16 protein-coding genes are annotated in these 19,586 nt (G+C 71.8%); 9 read left to right on the top strand and 7 right to left on the bottom strand.

What is annotated here, in order from left to right:
* Positions 1 to 50: 50 nt before the first annotated feature.
* A complete protein-coding gene (locus MQV74_RS27580; protein ID WP_242722937.1) occupies positions 51 to 545 on the bottom strand; it encodes a MarR family winged helix-turn-helix transcriptional regulator in 495 nt (164 codons plus the stop codon).
* Between the two features lie 316 nt (positions 546 to 861).
* Here MQV74_RS27580 and MQV74_RS27575 point away from each other — a divergent pair, with 316 nt between their 5' ends.
* Positions 862 to 1,701 (top strand): lysozyme, encoded by an 840-nt coding sequence (locus tag MQV74_RS27575; protein WP_242722934.1) that lies wholly within the window; start codon positions 862 to 864, stop codon positions 1,699 to 1,701.
* A gap of 84 nt (positions 1,702 to 1,785) precedes the next feature.
* Here MQV74_RS27575 and lon read toward each other — a convergent pair whose 3' ends face one another.
* A complete protein-coding gene (gene lon / locus MQV74_RS27570) occupies positions 1,786 to 4,203 on the bottom strand; it encodes an endopeptidase La (RefSeq protein ID WP_242722931.1) in 2,418 nt (805 codons plus the stop codon).
* Between the two features lie 284 nt (positions 4,204 to 4,487).
* Between lon and MQV74_RS27565 the strand changes: the two genes are divergently transcribed.
* Positions 4,488 to 5,153: a GNAT family N-acetyltransferase gene (locus tag MQV74_RS27565; protein WP_242722905.1), complete on the top strand. Its 666-nt coding sequence runs from the start codon at positions 4,488 to 4,490 to the stop codon at positions 5,151 to 5,153.
* A 456-nt stretch (positions 5,154 to 5,609) separates the two neighbouring features.
* Here MQV74_RS27565 and MQV74_RS27560 read toward each other — a convergent pair whose 3' ends face one another.
* The 3 genes from MQV74_RS27560 to MQV74_RS27550 form a co-directional block, all read right to left on the bottom strand.
* Complete coding sequence (locus MQV74_RS27560) at positions 5,610 to 6,260, bottom strand: DUF1048 domain-containing protein (RefSeq protein WP_242722902.1); 651 nt, start codon at positions 6,258 to 6,260, stop codon at positions 5,610 to 5,612.
* A gap of 39 nt (positions 6,261 to 6,299) precedes the next feature.
* On the bottom strand, positions 6,300 to 6,650 hold the full coding sequence (locus tag MQV74_RS27555; protein ID WP_242722899.1) for a PadR family transcriptional regulator: 351 nt from the start codon (positions 6,648 to 6,650) through the stop codon (positions 6,300 to 6,302).
* A 408-nt stretch (positions 6,651 to 7,058) separates the two neighbouring features.
* Positions 7,059 to 7,715, bottom strand: a complete 657-nt coding sequence (locus tag MQV74_RS27550; RefSeq protein WP_374120796.1) for a rhomboid-like protein — start codon at positions 7,713 to 7,715, stop codon at positions 7,059 to 7,061.
* Between the two features lie 791 nt (positions 7,716 to 8,506).
* On the opposite strand from MQV74_RS27550, the gene MQV74_RS27545 reads away from it, so the two are divergent.
* The 6 genes from MQV74_RS27545 to erm all read left to right on the top strand — a co-directional run bounded on the left by MQV74_RS27545 (position 8,507) and on the right by erm (position 16,898).
* Positions 8,507 to 9,256 carry a spermidine synthase gene (locus tag MQV74_RS27545; RefSeq protein ID WP_242722896.1) on the top strand — a complete coding sequence of 250 codons (750 nt, stop codon included), beginning with the start codon at positions 8,507 to 8,509 and terminating at the stop codon, positions 9,254 to 9,256.
* Between the two features lie 66 nt (positions 9,257 to 9,322).
* A complete protein-coding gene (locus MQV74_RS27540; protein ID WP_016641312.1) occupies positions 9,323 to 10,063 on the top strand; it encodes a response regulator transcription factor in 741 nt (246 codons plus the stop codon).
* Between the two features lie 167 nt (positions 10,064 to 10,230).
* Complete coding sequence (locus MQV74_RS27535) at positions 10,231 to 11,301, top strand: HAMP domain-containing sensor histidine kinase (RefSeq protein WP_242729198.1); 1,071 nt, start codon at positions 10,231 to 10,233, stop codon at positions 11,299 to 11,301.
* Between the two features lie 277 nt (positions 11,302 to 11,578).
* Positions 11,579 to 15,367 (top strand): multifunctional oxoglutarate decarboxylase/oxoglutarate dehydrogenase thiamine pyrophosphate-binding subunit/dihydrolipoyllysine-residue succinyltransferase subunit, encoded by a 3,789-nt coding sequence (locus MQV74_RS27530; protein WP_242722893.1) that lies wholly within the window; start codon positions 11,579 to 11,581, stop codon positions 15,365 to 15,367.
* A 119-nt stretch (positions 15,368 to 15,486) separates the two neighbouring features.
* Complete coding sequence (locus MQV74_RS27525) at positions 15,487 to 15,669, top strand: DUF6104 family protein (protein ID WP_003961784.1); 183 nt, start codon at positions 15,487 to 15,489, stop codon at positions 15,667 to 15,669.
* A 425-nt stretch (positions 15,670 to 16,094) separates the two neighbouring features.
* Entirely contained in the window at positions 16,095 to 16,898 is an 804-nt protein-coding gene (erm, locus tag MQV74_RS27520; protein ID WP_242722876.1) for a 23S ribosomal RNA methyltransferase Erm, read from the top strand.
* On the opposite strand, the gene MQV74_RS27515 is transcribed toward erm, so the two are convergent.
* Positions 16,872 to 17,801, bottom strand: coding sequence for a TIGR03620 family F420-dependent LLM class oxidoreductase (locus tag MQV74_RS27515; protein WP_242722874.1), 930 nt, complete (start codon positions 17,799 to 17,801; stop codon positions 16,872 to 16,874). The genes erm and MQV74_RS27515 overlap by 27 nt on opposite strands.
* A gap of 104 nt (positions 17,802 to 17,905) precedes the next feature.
* Between MQV74_RS27515 and MQV74_RS27510 the strand changes: the two genes are divergently transcribed.
* Entirely contained in the window at positions 17,906 to 18,532 is a 627-nt protein-coding gene (locus tag MQV74_RS27510; protein WP_242722872.1) for a TetR/AcrR family transcriptional regulator, read from the top strand.
* A 49-nt stretch (positions 18,533 to 18,581) separates the two neighbouring features.
* On the opposite strand, the gene MQV74_RS27505 is transcribed toward MQV74_RS27510, so the two are convergent.
* Complete coding sequence (locus MQV74_RS27505) at positions 18,582 to 19,433, bottom strand: hypothetical protein (protein WP_242722871.1); 852 nt, start codon at positions 19,431 to 19,433, stop codon at positions 18,582 to 18,584.
* Positions 19,434 to 19,586: the final 153 nt, after the last annotated feature.

Raw genomic sequence — 19,586 nt, 5'->3', positions numbered from 1 at the left:
GCCCGGAGCGCGGCTTCAGCGGGCCCGGAGCGCGACCGGAGCGCGGCCGTCTAGAACTCGGCCCGCGCGTTGAGCTGCCGGAGCAGCCGGGCCAGCTCGGCCACCTCGGCCCGGTCCCACCCGGCGAGCTGCCGCACGTACCGCTCACGCCGCCCGCGGCGCACCGTGCGGAACCGGTCCCGGCCCTCCTCCGTGAGCCGCACGAGCCAGGCCCTGCCGTCCGCGGGGTCCGGTTCCCGCGTGACCAGGCCGAGCTGCTCCAGGGCCCGCAGCTGACGGCTCATGGTGGCCTTGCCGACGCCGATGAAGGCGGCCAGGTCCGTGGCGCGCCGCGGCCCGGACTCGTCCAGGAAGGCGAGCAGCCCGTACGCGGCCGGTTCGAGATCCGGGTGGACCTGGCGGGCCATCTCGCCGGACGAGGCCCGGGCGCGACGGAGCAGCAGCGTCAGCTCCCGCTCCAGGGCGAGGAACTCGTGGTCCACACCACCGCCCACCGCCGTCCCGTCCCCGACCGAACCCCCGCCGTGGTGCGTGTCCTCACGCATGTCAGCACCCCTGCCGCACTTTCCCGATCCTGAAAGTTTTCGCCAGCCGCAGCCATCGCCGCAGCTCGCCCAGTATTTCGCAGGCGTAGACCAACGGCGGCCACGAGAGCCCCTTCCCTCCCGTTGTCTACGTGCGTAGCTTCATTAGTGACATGTTCACACCAGTAGCCTCGTGCCACGGGTACCAGTGGCACAGACTGTTCAGCGACATGTCGACAGGTCCCCCCACCGAGCCCGTCCGCCGTACCGGCGAAGCGCCACACCTTCGGCCACGCCCGCGCCGAACGGGCTCCACGAGGCCTTTCGGAGGCACGCCATGCCCGTGCACAGATCCCGTACGACCCGCCGCGGACATCCCGTCGCGGGCGTTCTCCTCGCCGTCCTGTCCGCCCTCGCGCTCCTCGTCGCCCTGCCCGGCGCCGCGCAGTCCGCCGACGGTGACGACATCCCGCCGCGCGGCAGCGCCCGCATGGGCCAGGGCGTCATCGAACACGACGGCCAGGGCGGCAGGCCGAGCGGCGGCGACGCCGCCCAGACGGAGGGCGTCGACGTCAGCAGCCACCAGGGCAACGTCAACTGGCAGGCCCTGTGGGACAGCGGCGTCCGATGGGCCTACGTGAAGGCGACGGAGTCCACCTCCTACCGCAATCCGTACTTCGCGCAGCAGTACAACGGCTCGTACAACGTCGGCATGATCCGCGGCGCCTACCACTTCGCCACCCCCGACACCTCCAGCGGCGCCGCCCAGGCCAACTACTTCGTCGACAACGGCGGCGGCTGGTCCCGCGACGGCAGGACCCTGCCCGGCGCCCTCGACATCGAGTGGAACCCCTACGGCGCCGCCTGCTTCGGCAAGTCCCAGAGCGGTATGGTCAGTTGGATCCAGGACTTCCTGAACACCTACCGGGCCCGCACCGGCCGCGACGCCGTGATCTACACGGCCACCACCTGGTGGAAGCAGTGCACGGGCAACTACGGCGGCTTCGCCTCCGCCCACCCGCTGTGGATCGCGCGCTACAACACCAGCCCCGGCGAACTCCCCGCCGGCTGGGGCTTCCACACCATGTGGCAGTACACGTCCTCCGGCCCGATCGTCGGCGACCACGACAAGTTCAACGGCGCCTACGACCGCGTCCAGGCCCTGGCCAACGGCTGACCGTCCGGCCCCGCCCCTGAGAAGCGGGTGCGGCAAGGTCCGGGGCCCTCACAGCCCCGGACCTTCACCGCCCCGCCGCGCCCGTCACGCCGCGGCGGGAACCTTCACCTCGGCCGGCGCCAGCGCCAGGTCGAGCACCTGCCGGACGTCCGTCACCGCGTGCACGTCGAGCTTCTCCAGGACCTCGGCGGGGACGTCGTCCAGGTCCGGCTCGTTCCGCTTCGGGATGATCACCGTGGTGATCCCGGCGCGGTGGGCCGCGAGCAGCTTCTGCTTGACGCCGCCGATCGGCAGCACCCGCCCTGTCAGCGACACCTCACCGGTCATCGCCACGTCCGTGCGCACCAGACGTCCGCTGAGCAGCGACGCGAGCGCCGTCGTCATCGTGATGCCCGCGCTCGGCCCGTCCTTGGGCACCGCGCCGGCCGGGAAGTGGATGTGCGCGCCCCGGTCCTTCAGATCGCCGACGGGCAGCTCCAGCTCGGCGCCGTGGGAGCGCAGGAAGGACAGCGCGATCTGCGCGGACTCCTTCATCACGTCACCCAGCTGTCCGGTGAGCGTCAGACCGGCCGCACCCGTCTCCGGGTCGGCGAGCGAGGCCTCGACGAACAGCACGTCGCCGCCCGCCCCGGTGACCGCGAGCCCCGTGGCCACGCCGGGCACCGCGGTGCGCCGCTCGGCCGGGTCCTGCGCCGACTCCGGAACGTGGTGCGGTCGCCCGATCAGACCGCGCAGCTCCTCCGCGCCGACCGTGAAGGGCAGCTCCCGCTCGCCCAGCTCGTGCTGCGCCGCGACCTTCCGGAGCAGCCGGGCGATGGAACGCTCCAGATTGCGCACCCCCGCCTCGCGCGTGTACTCCCCGGCGAGCTTGCGCAGCGCGCTCTCGTCGACCGTCACCTCACCCTCGGCGAGTCCGGCCCGGTCGAGCTGGCGGGGCACCAGGTGGTCCCGGCCGATGACGACCTTCTCGTCCTCGGTGTAACCGTCGAGGCGGACCAGCTCCATGCGGTCGAGCAGGGCCTCGGGGATGGCCTCCAGGACATTGGCCGTGGCCAAGAAGACCACGTCGCTCAGGTCCAGCTCCACTTCCAGGTAGTGGTCACGGAAGGTGTGGTTCTGCGCCGGGTCGAGCACTTCGAGGAGCGCGGCCGCCGGGTCGCCCCGGAAGTCCGAGCCCACCTTGTCGATCTCGTCAAGGAGCACCACCGGGTTCATCGAACCGGCCTCCTTGATGGCCCGCACGATCCGCCCCGGCAGGGCGCCCACATAGGTGCGCCGGTGGCCGCGGATCTCCGCCTCGTCCCGCACACCGCCGAGCGCGACCCGCACGAACTTGCGCCCCATGGCGTGCGCCACCGACTCCCCGAGCGAGGTCTTGCCGACGCCGGGCGGCCCGACCAGCGCGAGCACCGCGCCGCCGCGCCGCCCGCCGATCACGCCCATGCCGCGGTCGGTGCGCCGCTTGCGCACCGCCAGGTACTCGGTGATCCGCTCCTTCACGTCCTCCAGCCCCGCGTGCTCGGCGTCCAGGACCTCCTGCGCGCCCTTGATGTCGTACGCGTCCTCGGTCCGCTCGGTCCACGGCAGCTCAAGGACCGTGTCCAGCCAGGTGCGGATCCAGGAGCCCTCGGGAGACTGGTCGCTCGTGCGCTCCAGCTTCTCGACCTCCTTCAGGGCTGCTTCCCGCACGTGCTCGGGCAGGTCGGCGGCCTCGACCCGGGCGCGGTAGTCGTCGGACTCCTCCTCGCCCTCCTGGCCGTTCAGCTCGCGCAGCTCCTTGCGCACCGCCTCCAGCTGACGCCTCAGCAGAAACTCGCGCTGCTGCTTGTCCACGCCCTCCTGGACGTCCTTGGCGATCGACTCGGCGACGTCCTGCTCGGCCAGGTGCTCGCGCAGCTGCTCGGTGGCGAGCTTCAAACGGACCGTCGGGTCCTCGGTCTCCAGGAGCTTGACCTTCTGCTCAGTGGTGAGGAAGGGCGAGTATCCGGAGTTGTCCGCGAGCGCCGAGACGTCCTCGATCTGCTGCACGCGGTCGACGACCTGCCAGGCCCCGCGCTTCTTCAGCCAGCTCGTGGCCAGCGCCTTGTACTCCTTGACCAGTTCTGCCGTGGCTCCGGGCAGCGGGTCCGGCACGGTCTCCTCGACCTGCGCGCCCTCCACCCACAGCGCGGCGCCGGGGCCGGTGGTGCCCGCGCCGATGCGCACCCGGGCCCGCCCGCGGATCAGCGCACCGGGGTCACCGTCCGACAGGCGGCCCACCTGCTCGACGGTGCCGAGCACACCGGTGCCCGCGTACGTCCCGTCGATGCGCGGAACAAGCAGCACCTTCGGCTTGCTGCTACTCCCACTGGACCTCGCGGCGGCCTGTGCGGCCTCCACCGCGGCTCGTACGTCGGCGTCGGACAGGTCGAACGGCACCACCATGCCGGGCAGCACGACCTCGTCGTCGAGCGGCAGCACGGGCAGAGCGAGCGATGTGTTAGCCGTGGACTCAGCAGCCATGATCTCCCCTTCGGCATTCAAGTTGAGCTATACCGACTCAATGCTTGTGAGTCCCTGATTGTTCCCAGGGGTTTGTTCGCTGTGAGCGATCACCTCTGCCGCCACAGCGACGCGACTCAGTAACTTTCACCTAGCCAGTTCAACCATTACTCGTTATGGCTGCACCTCTTGACTGTCCATTACATGGCCAGTCGACGTTGGGAGACGTACGGATGGAAGCAACGGGGGCTACGACGGCCACGGAGGCCACAGCGACCTTGGGGGCCATAGAGGCCTTGGAGGTCATGGGAGCGAACGAGGCGGTGCGTGCTTGGGTCGACGGCTGGGTCGTCTCCCGCGGCGCGGCTCCCCCGGCGGTGGAGCCATGGGGCTACACGATCGACGTCGGCCTGGCCAGGCATCCGTCCCGGCACGTCTTCGGCTCGCCGCAGGGCGGTGTACAGGAGGCCGACGTGCGCAAGGTCGCGGCGTCGGTGTCGGGTGCGGACATCTGGCTGAAGGTCTTCGCCGAGCCGTCGCGGGTGACGCCGTGGCTCGGCCCGGAGTGGTGGGTCGATCCGGAGGAGGGCTACCTGATGACGGTGCCCCTGTCCCCGGTTGCCCCGGATCGCCTGGTGGCACCGGAGGGTTACCGGCTGCGCACGTGGACGCGGGGCGGTGTCGTACGGACGATGGTGACCGCGGCTGATGGTTCTTGGGCGGCGCGCGGCCAGATGGCACCGACGGGCCGCACGGCGGTCGCCGACCAGATCGAGACCTCGCCGGAGCACCGCCGCCGCGGCCTGGGCAGCCTGGTCATGCGCACGCTTCAGGCTGCCGCGGCCGAGCAGGGCTGCGAGGTCGGCGTCCTGGCCGGGACCGTGGAGGGACGAGCCTTGTACGAGGCGCTCGGCTGGCGGGTGGTGGCTTCGCTGACGAGCGCCCGCCGCAAGGGGCCGGACGAGTCTTGAGTGGCGGTGGGGCGTTGGCTGGGTGCGGTGGGCTGGTGACGGGTGGGCTAGTGATGGGCGGGGCGGGCTGGTGACTGCCGGGGTCGCCTGGCGTGGCGGCCTCGGCCCAGCAGTGGCGGTGGGGCGTTGATGGGCGCCACGGGCTGCTGACTGCCGGGGTCGCCTCGCGTGGCGGCCTCGGCCCAGCTGCCCCGCGCTTCACCTCAGTGATCGTCTTACCTGCCGCGTGGGTCGCTGCCTGCCACTGGGGCATCCGTCGCCCGGCTCTTCGGCGGCCGTCGGCCTCGGCCGTCGCAGGCACCGGCCGTCGCAGGCACTGGCCGCCATGGACGTTGGCCGTCCCGACAGCCTCCGGCCCGACCTGTCGGCCGGTGTCCCGCCCCGGCCGCCCGCCGGTCCGCCACCCGCCAGCCCACCCCCTCGTACATGGCCGCCCCCTCGGTGGCGCCGGTCCCCTCAGCCCTCCGAAGGCTCGCTCTTTCTCGCGCGGATGTCCTTGATGGCGTACGGCAGGCCGGGCAGAAGGAACAGCAGCGTGCCCCACAGCGGCAGGTGGAAGAGCGGGTCATCACCTATGAGCCAGCCGGTGAGCGCCGCTACGGGCAACACGGCCAGGCCGATGAGGATCCAGCCTCTGAAGCCGAGGTTCCCTCGCCGCATTTCCCAGGTCACGGTGCCTGCTGCCAGCGCTCCGTAGAAGGCGATCCGGGGCGCTTCTATCGACAGGGTCAGGGTCCGGTCGATGAGGTGGGTGAGCAGCAGCAGGGAGCCGACGACGAAGGGGATCAGGGCACCCATGCGCAGGACGCGCAGCGGCAGGGGCGTGTGCGCGCGAGCCCAGGAGGCGGCGAACGCCTTCACGTCGGGCCCCACCACGTCCTGCGGGGTGCGGCCCGCGGCGGCGGCCTCCTCCAGGTGGTGGGAGAACTCGCCGAGCATTTCGCGCAGGGAGGCGTCGTCGATTCCGCGGTACTCCCAGTTGCTCCGGCAGATCGCCAGGACGCGCTCGCGGGTGAGGCCGGTGTCGCCGATTGCGGCTGCGCCGGTCGCCGTGGCGTTGGCCGTCGCTGCGTCGGCCGCCGCTTCGTTCTTCGTTCCGTACGTCATGGCTTCGTCCCCCATTGCGTGCTGTGTCGTGCGTCCTGGTCACGTCCCCAAGGTGCTGGAGACCGCGCCCGTGAAGGCGGTCCAGGTGGTGCGGCCGCTGGTCAGCTCGGCCGCGCCCGCCTCGGTGAGGCGGTAGTACTTGCGCGGCGCCCCGCCCGCTGCGGACGGAGCGCGATAGGAATCGACCAGGCCGGCCCGCTCCATGCGCGCGAGCAGGGGATAGATGCTCCCCTCGCTCACCAGGTCGAGGCCGCTCTCGGTCAGGGCTTCCACGAACTCATAGCCATACCGAGGCCGCTCCGCGATGAGTGCGAGCAGGCACAGATCGAGCACCCCGCGCAGCAGCTGGCTACGGCGCTGGTCGTGCGACGCGGACAGCTCCTTTGTCATGCGGTACAAGATAGTCGCGCATTGCCTTGCGCCGCAAGAGTCCCGCGAACATTGATTTCTGACGCCATCACAGATTTCAGGTGCCGCGGCCGGGGCCGCACCACAGCCAAGGCCAGGGCCACGGCCGCCAGGGCCGCCACCGCCGAAGCCACCGGCCGGTCGGCAGCGCAGCCCCGGCTCAAGCCCAGGCCACACCCAGCCCAAGGCCGCCACCAGAGCCGAGCGCGCCGCCGGAGCCAAGACCGGAACACAAGCCGGGCCCGGCGTCAGCGCCTACGCTTCCGCCGGGCCCGAACCCCACCGCCAAGCCCCGCCCCAGCTCCAGACACCGGGCACCGGGCACCGGGCACCGGGCACAAGACTCCAGACATCCGGCCACGGCCCAGGGCGCCGAGCCCCGGCGAACCCCTAAGCCGCAGCCCGCCCCACACCGCCCCGCAGCAGCGGCCACGTCGCCACGCCCACCGTGAGGGCGAGCAGATGACCCCAGTTCGTCATCGGGTCGGTGAACGCGATGAGGTCCTCGACGAGCATCCAGCCGAAGCCCGCCAGGACCGCCCAGCGCAGCCACGGCGCGAGGACGCCCGCGAGGGCGCCGACGCTCGCGGCGACGCCGAAGCTGATGCCGTAGTCGAGCCGGTGCAGCGACGTGCCGGGCAGGTGGCCGACGAGGACGGAGAGCCCCACCGGGATTTCCGTGGCCAGCGTCGCGACGACGTGCCCGAGCACGAAGACGGCCGCGGCGCGCAACGCGCCCACGCGCCGTTCGAGCGCGGTGAGGACGAACAGGAACCCGATGGCGTACGGCGACGTGATGCCGCCCGCGATCCACAGCGCGCTGGCGACGAGGACGAACACGGGCCGGTCCGCCAAATGGGCGACATCCGTGCTCGACCCCTGATGCATCGAGGAGATCACCGACGGGTCGGCGTGCTCGGCGACCACCGAGGTGACGAGGAGGACGACCGCATAGCAGAAGGTGAAGGGCGTACCCGTGGGAGTCGGCAGCAGCCGCCAGGGCCGCAGCCCGCGGATCCCAGCCAGCGTGGCGGCGCCGAGGGACACAGGCGCGGCAGGCACGGTCACCGAAGCGACAGGGTCGGGGCCCGGCCCAGCCACAGCCAGACCGGCCCCGGCCGGACCGGCCGAAGCGGAGCCCGCCCCGAGCGAACCGGAACCCAATCCGGAGCCCAATCCGGCACCAGCACCGGCACCAGAGCCGACCGCGGCGCCAGCCCCGGCCCCGCCCCCGGAAGCCACCCCCTCAAGACCACCCACCGCCCCCGCGAGCGTCCCGGCCGCGACCACCCGCCGCTGCCGCGGCATCGCGTCCAGCACGCCCTCGCGGGGTATCCCGTCCAGCAGGTCCCCGCCGGACGCCCCGCCCAGCACGTCTCCGCCGCCGGCCGCCTCGGGCCCGCCCGGGCCGGAAGCCCCGGAGCCCCGACCGGAAGCCGCACCGGCTCCCCCGCCAGACCCCGTAGAACCCGTAGAACCCATAGACCCCACAGGCCCCGAAGAACCCGCAGAAGCACCCTCGCCAGTACCCACAGAGGTGCCCACGCCAGAAATGGTCCGGTTCACGCTGAGGCGCTCCCTCCGTCACGGAACTTCACTAGGAACTTCCTACGCGACTGCATCACGAATCGATCACGTTCACTACATCACGAATCGATCACGTTCACGCTTCACCGATCGTCCCCGCGCTGTCTATGACCGACGCCACGTGCGACGCGATTCACAGGAACCCACAGCAACCCGACGTCATTCCGCGGCGTCCCGCACGGGCCCGTCGAGGCCCTCCGGGGCGCTCAAATTGCCTGGAGCCGGCGGGACGGGGACAGCAGGATGAGGGGATGCGCACTCCGTACCGCCCCGATCCCCCCGTGGTCCTCGACAGGCGCGACGGCCCCTACGGCGAAGTCGTGCTGCGGCGCCACGGGGACCTGCTCCAGATCATCGCCAACGGCACGTTCCTCATGGACACCTCGGACGGCCGCTCCGAGCGCCTCCTGGTCGACGCCGCGTACGACGCGCTGGACGGGCGCCCGCGGCCCAGCGTGCTCATCGGCGGCCTGGGCGTCGGCTTCTCGCTCGCCTACGCGGCCGCGGACCCCCGCTGGGGCCGCATCACGGTGGTGGAGCGGGAGCAGGCCGTCATCGACTGGCATCGGGACGGACCGCTCGGGGAGCTCTCGGAGCAGGCGCTCGCCGACCCGCGCACGGAGATCCTGCACACCGATCTGATCGCATATGTCAGGGGCGCATTCGCAAGCGTCAACGAACCGGAATCCCCGCGTTCCGTCGCACCCAGGACCGCGGGCGACACGGCCCCCGCCACGTACGACGCCCTCTGTCTGGACATCGACAACGGACCCGACTGGACCGTCACCCAGGGCAACGAGAGCCTCTACTCCCCCACCGGTCTCGCCGCCTGTCACACCCGTCTCAACCCCGGCGGCGTCCTGGCCGTATGGTCCGCGCAGCCGTCACCCGCTTTCGACTCCGCTTTGCGGAATGCCGGATTCCATCACGTACGTACGGAAGAGATCGCCGTTGCCCGGGGCGTACCGGACGTGGTCCATCTCGCGACAAGGGCTGCGTAGCCGAGGTGCCTCCGCGCCCCGTACTCTGCTGACCGGACACCAAGCGATCACGTCAGGGGCGGGGCGATGGAGCAGACACACACCTCCCACAACAGCGCCACGGCGGCGATGCCAGGAGCACAGCGCCGGGTCCTCGTGGTCGAGGACGACCCGACGATCGTGGACGCCATCGCCGCCCGTCTGCGCGCCGAGGGTTTCGTCGTGCAAACGGCGGCGGACGGCCCGGCGGCGGTGGACACCGCCCAGGCCTGGCAGCCCGATCTACTGATCCTCGACATCATGCTGCCGGGCTTCGACGGCCTGGAGGTCTGCCGCCGCGTGCAGGCCCAGCGCCCCGTACCGGTGCTGATGCTGACGGCACGGGACGACGAGACGGACATGCTCGTCGGGCTCGGCGTCGGGGCGGACGACTACATGACCAAACCCTTCTCCATGCGCGAACTGGCCGCACGCGTTCACGTGCTGCTGCGCCGCGTGGAGCGGGCCGCGCTGGCCGCGACGACGCCGCGCAGCGGCATCCTCCGGCTCGGCGAGCTGGAGATCGACCACGCGCAGCGGCGGGTGCGGGTGCGCAGCGAGGACGTGCACCTGACACCCACGGAGTTCGACCTCCTGGTGTGTCTGGCCAACACCCCGCGCGCGGTGCTCTCGCGCGAGCAGCTGCTCGCCGAGGTGTGGGACTGGGCGGACGCCTCCGGCACGCGCACGGTCGACAGCCACATCAAGGCGCTGCGGCGCAAGATCGGCGCGGAGCGCATCCGTACGGTTCACGGCGTCGGGTACGCCCTGGAGACCCCGACGCCATGACCGCGGACCCCGGCGCCGCCGACGGCCCGCCCCCCGGCGCCCTGAGCGGCACGACGCCCCAGCGCGCCGGGAGCGGTACGACGGCGCACGGCGCCGTGCGGGGTACGGCGGGCGGCACCCCGGGCATGGGTCTGAGGTGGCGCTGCGACCGGGGTGGAGGTGGGGGGATGAGCGGTCCCTTCGGCGGGCTCAGGCCGTTCTCCATCAAGACCAAGCTCGGGACGCTGGTCGTCGTCTCGGTGTTCATCACCACCGGGCTGCTGATGGTGGCCATGAAGACCGAGACCGAGCTGCGCTTCATCACGGTCTTCTCGGTGATCGCCACCCTGCTGATCACGCAGTTCGTGGCCCACGGCCTCACCGCGCCGCTGGACGAGATGAACTCGGTGGCCCGCGCGGTCTCGCACGGCGACTACACGCGCCGCGTGCGGGGCGCCGACCGGCGCGACGAGCTCGGCGACGTGGCCACGACGATCAACCGCATGGCCGACGACCTGGAGGCCCAGGACCAGCAGCGCAAGGAGCTCGTCGCCAACGTCTCGCACGAGCTGCGCACCCCCATCGCGGCCCTGCGGGCCGTCCTGGAGAACGTCGTCGACGGGGTCTCGGCCGCCGACCCGGAGACGATGCGCACGGCCCTGAAGCAGACGGAGCGCCTGGGCCGCCTGGTGGACACCCTCCTCGACCTCTCCCGCCTGGACAACGGGGTCGTTCCGCTCAAAGCGCGCCGCTTCGAAGTGTGGCCCTATCTGTCGGGGGTCCTGAAGGAGGCCAATATGGTCGCCTCCGCGCGCAAAGGGATGTCATCCGGCTCCGGCAGTCACACCCGTACGGACGTCCATCTGCACCTGGACGTGTCGCCTCCGGAGCTGACGGCGCACGCCGACGCCGAGCGGCTGCACCAGGTGGTCGCCAACCTGATCGACAACGCCGTGAAGCACAGCCCTCCGCACGGCCGCGTCACGGTCCGGGCCCGGCGCGGCCCCTATCCGGAATCGCTGGACCTGGAGGTCCTCGACGAGGGCCCCGGGATCCCCGAGTCGGAGTGGCACCGGGTCTTCGAGCGCTTCAACCGGGGCGCGCACGCCGGCGCCCCGCCCGGCGGCGACGGCGGCACCGGCCTCGGCCTCGCCATCGCCCGCTGGGCCGTCGATCTTCACGGCGGTCACATCGGGGTGGCCGAATCGGCTCGCGGCTGCCGGATCCAGGTCAGCCTTCCGGGCCTGCTCGAAGACTGAAGTTGACGTAAGGTTCGAAGTGGAAGCGAGTCACGGGCGCGCAGGTCACGCGCCGGACGGGCCGCAACCGCGTGTCGACGTGCCCAAGGGGTCTCCACGCGGGGCAGCGCCGTAGGCAAACCTCGCTAGTTTCCCGCCATTTACCGCCCCGAAACTCGCAATCCAGTGTGACTTACGCGACGGATGACCGGCCCGGCCTGCACCTGACGTCGATGGAGGCGTAGCCTTTATTTCCGCTGTCCATCACCTTGTGAAGCGGAAGAGGGCGGTTGCCGCCGTGTCGCCACAGTCCCCCAGTAACTCGAGCACTTCGACCGACCAAGAAGCGCAGGGCAAGAACCCTGCTGCCGCGTTCGGTCCCAATGAGTGGCTCGTCGACGAGATCTATCAGCAGTACCTCCAGGACCCGAATTCGGTCGACCGTGCCTGGTGGGACTTCTTCGCCGACTACAAGCCAGGGGTAGGCGCGTCCGTCGCGGCCGCTCCGGCCAAGCCGGCGGGTGACGCGGCCGCGGGGGCCGCGCCCACCACGTCCCCCGCCCCGGCCCCGGCCCCGGCCGCGCCCGCCGCGAAGCCCGCCGCCGCGCCGGCCGCGCCCGCCGCGAAGGCTCCGGCCCCCGCCGCCAAGCCCGCCGCCGCGGCGAAGCCCGCAGCCGCGAAGCCCGCGGCCAAGGCCGCGCCCGCGACGGAGGCGCCCGCCGGTCCCGAGTTCGTGACCCTGCGCGGCCCCTCGGCCGCCGTGGCGAAGAACATGAACGCCTCCCTGGAGGTGCCCACGGCCACGTCCGTGCGCGCGGTCCCGGTGAAGCTGCTGTTCGACAACCGCATCGTCATCAACAACCACCTCAAGCGCGCCCGCGGCGGGAAGATCTCCTTCACGCACCTCATCGGGTACGCGATGGTGCAGGCCATCAAGGCCATGCCGTCGATGAACCACTCCTTCGTGGAGAAGGACGGCAAGCCGACGCTGGTCAAGCCGGAGCACATCAACTTCGGCCTCGCCATCGACCTGGTGAAGCCCAACGGCGACCGCCAGCTGGTCGTCGCGGGCATCAAGAAGGCCGAGACCCTGAACTTCTTCGAGTTCTGGCAGGCCTACGAGGACATCGTCCGGCGCGCCCGCGACGGCAAGCTCGGCATGGACGACTTCACCGGCGTCACGGTCTCCCTGACCAACCCCGGCGGCCTCGGCACCGTCCACTCCGTGCCGCGCCTCATGCCCGGCCAGTCGGTCATCATGGGCGTCGGCTCCATGGACTACCCGGCCGAGTTCCAGGGCACCTCCCAGGACACCCTGAACAAGCTGGGCATCTCCAAGGTCATGACCCTGACCTCGACGTACGACCACCGGGTCATCCAGGGCGCCGCCTCCGGCGAGTTCCTGCGGATCGTCGCGAACCTCCTCCTCGGCGACGGCGGCTTCTACGACGAGATCTTCGAGGCGCTGCGCATCCCGTACGAGCCGGTCCGCTGGCTCAAGGACATCGACGCCTCGCACGACGACGACGTCACGAAGGCCGCCCGGGTCTTCGAGCTGATCCACTCCTACCGCGTCCGCGGCCACGTCATGGCCGACACGGACCCGCTGGAGTACAAGCAGCGCAAGCACCCGGACCTGGACATCACCGAGCACGGCCTGACGCTCTGGGACCTGGAGCGCGAGTTCGCCGTCGGCGGCTTCGCCGGCAAGTCGATGATGAAGCTCCGCGACATCCTCGGCGTCCTGCGCGACTCGTACTGCCGCACCACCGGCATCGAGTTCATGCACATCCAGGACCCGAAGCAGCGCAAGTGGCTCCAGGACCGCATCGAGCGCCCGCACGCCAAGCCGGAGCGCGAGGAGCAGCTGCGCATCCTGCGCCGGCTGAACGCGGCGGAGGCGTTCGAGACCTTCCTGCAGACGAAGTACGTCGGCCAGAAGCGCTTCTCCCTGGAGGGCGGCGAGTCCGTCATCCCGCTGCTCGACGCGGTCATCGACTCCGCGGCCGAGTCGCGCCTGGACGAGGTCGTCATCGGCATGGCCCACCGCGGCCGTCTGAACGTGCTCGCGAACATCGTCGGCAAGTCGTACGCGCAGATCTTCCGCGAGTTCGAGGGCAACCTCGACCCGAAGTCGATGCACGGCTCCGGTGACGTGAAGTACCACCTGGGCGCCGAGGGCACCTTCACGGGCCTGGACGGCGAGCAGATCAAGGTCTCCCTGGTCGCCAACCCCTCGCACCTGGAGGCGGTCGACCCGGTCCTGGAGGGCGTCGCCCGCGCCAAGCAGGACATCATCAACAAGGGGGGCACGGACTTCACCGTCCTGCCGGTCGCCCTCCACGGAGACGCGGCCTTCGCGGGCCAGGGCGTGGTCGCCGAGACGCTCAACATGTCGCAGCTGCGCGGCTACCGCACGGGCGGCACGGTCCACATCGTCATCAACAACCAGGTCGGCTTCACGGCCCCGCCGGAGTCCGCGCGCTCGTCGATGTACTCCACCGACGTGGCCCGCATGATCGAGGCGCCGATCTTCCACGTGAACGGCGACGACCCGGAGGCCGTGGTCCGCGTGGCCCGCCTGGCCTTCGAGTTCCGGCAGGCGTTCAACAAGGACGTGGTCATCGACCTGATCTGCTACCGCCGCCGCGGGCACAACGAGACCGACAACCCGTCGTTCACGAACCCGCAGATGTACAGCCTGATCGACAAGAAGCGCTCGGTGCGCAAGCTCTACACCGAGTCCCTGATCGGTCGCGGCGACATCACCCTGGAAGAGGCCGAGCAGGCCCTCCAGGACTTCCAGGGCCAGCTGGAGAAGGTCTTCACGGAGGTCCGCGAGGCCACCACGACCCCGGCCCCGGCCGAGGTCCCGGCCCCGCAGACCGAGTTCCCCGTGGCCGTGGACACCGCGGTCTCCCAGGAGATCGTCAAGCGGATCGCCGAGTCCCAGGTCAACATCCCCGACCGGATCACCGTGCACCCGCGCCTGATGCCGCAGCTGCAGCGCCGTGCGGCCATGGTCGAGGACGGCACGATCGACTGGGGCATGGGCGAGACCCTCGCCATCGGCTCCCTGCTGATGGAGGGCACCCCGGTCCGCCTCGCGGGCCAGGACTCCCGCCGCGGCACCTTCGGCCAGCGGCACGGCGTCCTCGTGGACCAGACGACCGGCGAGGACTACACGCCGCTCCAGTACCTCTCCGAGGACCAGGCCCGCTACAACGTCTACGACTCGCTCCTGTCCGAGTACGCGGCGATGGGCTTCGAGTACGGCTACTCGCTGGCCCGTCCCGAGTCGCTCGTCATGTGGGAAGCGCAGTTCGGCGACTTCGTGAACGGCGCGCAGACCGTGGTGGACGAGTTCATCTCGTCGGCCGAGCAGAAGTGGGCGCAGACGTCCGGCGTCACGCTCCTCCTGCCGCACGGCTACGAGGGCCAGGGCCCCGACCACTCGTCGGCACGCCCGGAGCGGTTCCTCCAGCTCTGCGCCCAGAACAACATGACGGTCGCGATGCCGACGCTCCCGTCGAACTACTTCCACCTCCTGCGGTGGCAGGTGCACAACCCGCACCACAAGCCGCTGGTGGTCTTCACACCGAAGTCGATGCTGCGCCTCAAGGCCGCCGCGTCGAAGACGGAAGAGTTCACGACGGGCGGCTTCCGCCCCGTCATCGGCGACGCGTCGGTGGACCCGGCCGCGGTCCGCAAGGTCGTCTTCTGCGCCGGCAAGTTCTACTACGACCTTGAGGCCGAGCGGCAGAAGCGCGGCGCGACGGACGTCGCGATCATCCGCATCGAGCGCCTGTACCCGCTGGCGGGTGCCGAGCTCCAGGCGGAGATCGCCAAGCACCCGAACGCCGAGAAGTACCTGTGGGCCCAGGAGGAGCCGGCGAACCAGGGCGCGTGGCCGTTCATCGCCCTCAACCTGATCGACCACCTGGACCTGGCGGTCGGCGCCGACATCCCGCACGGCGAGCGCCTGCGCCGCATCTCGCGGCCGCACGGCTCCGCCCCGGCGGTCGGCTCCGCCAAGCGGCACCAGGCCGAGCAGGAGCAGCTGGTGCGCGAGGTGTTCGAGGCCTAGGCCCCGGCACGGTCGTACGGAAGGTGGGCCCGGCCCCGAGTTCTCGGACTCGGGGCCGGGCCCACCGGCGTCGCGGCCTACGATGAACGGGCACATCCCGTCTCGTCAGGAGCATGACTTTGTACTTCACCGACCGTGGCATCGAGGAGCTGGAGAAGCGGCGCGGCGAGGAGGAGGTCACCTTCGAGTGGCTGGCCGAGCAGCTCCGCACGTTCGTGGACCTCAACCCGGACTTCGAGGTGCCGGTGGAGCGCCTGGCGACGTGGCTGGCGCGCCTCGACGACGAGGACGAGGACGAGTAGGGGTCCCGGCTCGGCAGCGCCCCGAAGGGGCGCGGGGCTGTGCCGATATGCGGCTCCGCCGCGCGAGCGCGACCGGCCAGCGCCCCCGAAGGGGTGCGGGGAACTGCGCGACCAGCCACGACGAACCGGCAGGCAACCAACGGCCCGGCGCCCCAGGGGCTGCCCCGGCACCCCGGCCGGCCCCGAAATTCGTTTGCCGCCCGCCCCGCGGGCGGCCTACCGTGCGCGGCATGTGTGGAATCGCAGCCAGTGCCGCCTGCGCGGTGACGAGGTACCGCCGCCCGTAGCGGCGGTCGGACTCTCCCGCGCCACCGGACGCCTCGCGTCCCGGTGACCATCAGGAACGGAACGCTCCGCCGCTTCAGCGCGTCAGCGCCGAGCGGCACCTCGTGCTGCCCGGCTCACCTCGAAGCCGCGGAGTCCCAGTGCGCACGCACCGCACCACCACCCCCTCGTACCACCACGGCCGCCATGAGCTCGGCCAGAACTTCCTCACCGACCGGGCCACGATCGACGCCTTCGTGGGCCTCGTATCCCGCACCCGGGGGCCGATCGTCGAGATCGGCACGGGCGACGGCGCCCTCACGCTGCCCCTCCAGGAGCTCGGCCGGAGCCTGACGGGCATCGAGATCGACGCCCGTCGCGCCGCGCGCCTGGAGCGCCGCACGAACCGCTCGACGACGATCGTCACCGCCGACTTCCTGCGCTACGCGATGCCGTCGACGCCCCACGTCCTGGTCGGGAACCTGCCCTTCCACGAGACGACGCCGATGCTCCGCCGCATCCTGCGCGCACCGGCCTGGACGGATGCCGTCCTGCTGGTCCAGTGGGAGGTCGCGCGCCGCCGGGCGGGCGTCGGCGGGGCCACGCTGATGACGGCCCAGTGGTGGCCCTGGTACGCGTTCACGCTCGCGCGGCGGGTCCCCGCCGGGGCGTTCCGGCCGCGCCCGAACGTGGACGGCGGCCTGCTGACGATCGCCCGCCGCGACCGCGCGCTCGTGGACCGCGCGGCCCTGAAGGCCTACCAGGACCTGGTGCACCGCGTCTTCACCGGCCGGGGCCGGGGCCTGCCCCGGATCATCGCCACCGCCTGCCCGGAGCTCCCCCGGCGCGGCGTGAAGGAGTGGCTCGACCGCCACGGCATCGGCCCGGCGCGGCTGCCCAAGGACCTCACCGCGGGGCAGTGGGCGGAGCTGTACGCCCTAGGGGCGGGCGGACACCGCCGTTAGCACCGGCGCGAGCTCGCGCCACTCGCGCAGCGGGAACGCCCCGTCGGCCGTCAGGACCTGGATGCACACGTGGTCCGCCCCGGCGTCCAGGTGTTCCCGTACGCGCGCGTGGAGCACGTCGGCATCTCCGTAGGCGACGATCGCGTCGACGAGCCTGCGGCTCGGGCCGCCCGGCGGCAGGTCGTCGTCGCCGAAACCGAGCCGCCGCAGGCTCGCCACCTGATGCGGCACGCGCGCGTACCCGGCGACGTGCTCCTCGGCCACGGCCCGCGCTCGTGCCCGGTCCGGGTCGAGGACGACGGCCTGCTCCACGGCGAGGAAGGCGTCCGGCCCGAGGGCCGCGCGGGCGCTCGCGGTGTGCTCCACGGGCACGAAGTACGTGTGCGCTCCCCCGGTGCGCTCCGCCGCGAGCCCCAGCATCTTCGGGCCCAGCGCGGCGAGGAGCCGGTGGGGAGCGGGATCCGGCACCGGCCCGTGCGCGGGCGCCGCGTCCATGGCGTTCAGATAGGCCCTCATGGTCGTCACCGCCCTCCCGCGCGCGGGGACGCGATAGCCGTCCACTTCGATGACGGTGCCGTCGACCCGGTGTCCGCCGAGCCCGAGGACGTACCGCCCGGGGAAGGCCTCCCCGAGCGTGCGCTCGGCGTTGGCCATGGCGAGCGGCTCGCGGTAGGCGATGTTGGCGATCCCGGAGGCGACCGGAAGGTGCCGCGTGGCGGAGAGCAGCAGCCAGGCCTGCCCCACCGTGTCGCGGCCGAACGCCTCCCCGTACCAGAGGGCCCCGTAGCCCAGTTCCTCGATCTCGGCGGCCGCCTCGCGCACCCGTCCGGCGGGCTGCCCCTCGAAGGCGAAGGTCCAGACACCGACCCGCCCGAGCCCGTCCGTTCCGCGGAGTCCTCGCACGTCGACACCTCCCACTCATACCGGAGAACCTCTCCGGATAGCTGTGGAGGTACGATACGGAGAAGTTCTCCGGACAGCTACCCCGACCCCTCTGGAACGCAGAGATGACCGAGTCCTCAGGGCAGGCACCAGCCCTCCAGGCCGTCGCCCCGGCCCACGGCCGCGCCCCGCGCGCGGACGCCGTCCGCAATCGCGAGCGCATCGTCGCCGCCGCGCGGGAGGCCTTCGCCGAAGCGGGACCCGAGGCGTCCCTGAACGACATCGCCCGCCGCGCGGGCGTCGGACCCGGCACGCTGTACCGCAACTTCTCCGGACGTCCCGAACTGCTGGCGGCCGTCCTGAAGGACCGCATCGACACCCTGTGCGGCCGCGCGGACGACCTCCTGACGGCGGACTCCGCCTACGACGCCCTCGTGGAGTGGCTGCACGCGTTCGTCGTCCACGCGCGCGTGAACCACGGCCTCGGCGGCGCTCTGCTGGTCGAGCAGCTGGAGGAGTCGGGCGCCCTGGGCATCGACTGCCACCAGCGCGTCCACGACGCCGTGGCGGCACTCCTCACCCGCGCTCAGCGAGAGGGCGCGGCACGCCCCGATCTGAGCCCCTCCGACCTACTGCACCTGGTCGTCGGCATCGCCCTGTCGACGGCACGCACGGACGAGCGGACGCCCGAGGACCCGCAGCGCCCGGACCGGCTCCTCGGCCTGGTCCTCGACGCGGTACGGACACGCTGACGGGCGGTGCCGACCCGCTGAAGGCGCGCGAAGGCCGGGCCGGGCGCCGCTAGTCCCGCTCCCGCGCCCGGTCGTAGGCGAACCCCAGCACCCCGTGCACCACGAGGACGAGGCCCGCCACCGCCCAGCCGCCACCGCCGCGCCGCCGCAGGGACCAGGCGAGGAGCGGAACGCCCGCCGCGAGCTGGGCACCCGCGAGGGCCCTCGCCCGCGGCCCGCGCAGCCAGGGGCCCAGCGGGCCGCTCTCCACCGCGTCGAGCTCGGCGCGCACCGCGTCGCGCCAGCCCGACCACTCGACGTGCCGTACGCCGTCCAGGACGCGGGCCACTTCCCGTAGCCGGTCGGCCGACTCGCCCGGGCTCAGGCCGGGCGGCAGATCGACCCCCACGCGCGTGAGGACCGCGATGAGGCCGCGCATCCGGGCCCGCGCGTCGGCCTCCGAGTCGGGGCGGGTCAGCGTGTCCAGGGCCTGCATGTCGAGCACCGGGTCAAGGCCGAGCCGGGCGGCGAACGTCCGCATCGCCTCGTCCTCGCCGACCGGGGTGCCGTTCGCCAGCCACACATAGCCGACCGTCCGCCTGAAGCCCGCCGCGAGCGTGCAGCCGGAGCGGTCGGCGTCCCACCACAGCGCGAGAACCGGCCACGGCGAGCCGACGGCGAGCGCGGTCGCCCACCCGGCGAGCACACTGTCGACCGGCTCGCCACCCTCCAGCCACGGCTTGCCCTCGGGCACGAGCACGCTCCACTCCGGGCCCGCGGACGCGAGCAGCATCCGCTCGCGCAGCAGTTGGGCGACCGTCTCCACGGAGTCCGGCCGGGCCCGGCAGAGCAGCAGCGCACCGGGAGAGGAGGCGGCGTCGGCGGGGTCCGTCGCGCGGGCGGGGGTCGACTCGGAGGACATGGCCCCACGCTAGGACAAACCATGCCGTTTGGCGCTCGGGCCTGCGGCGTCCGATACCGCCGAAGCACCGGGCGGCACCGCTGAATGGTGACCTCCGGTTTCCGGCGAAGAAGTACATCTTGACTTTCCGTATCCGCGATATATCGTGTCTAG

It is taken from the genome of Streptomyces sp. AN091965, from assembly GCF_022698285.1.
In the GTDB taxonomy this organism is placed as follows: Bacteria; Actinomycetota; Actinomycetes; order Streptomycetales; family Streptomycetaceae; genus Streptomyces.
Note: the sequence above shows the minus strand (reverse complement) of the source record. Positions and strands in the feature narration are given on the sequence as shown.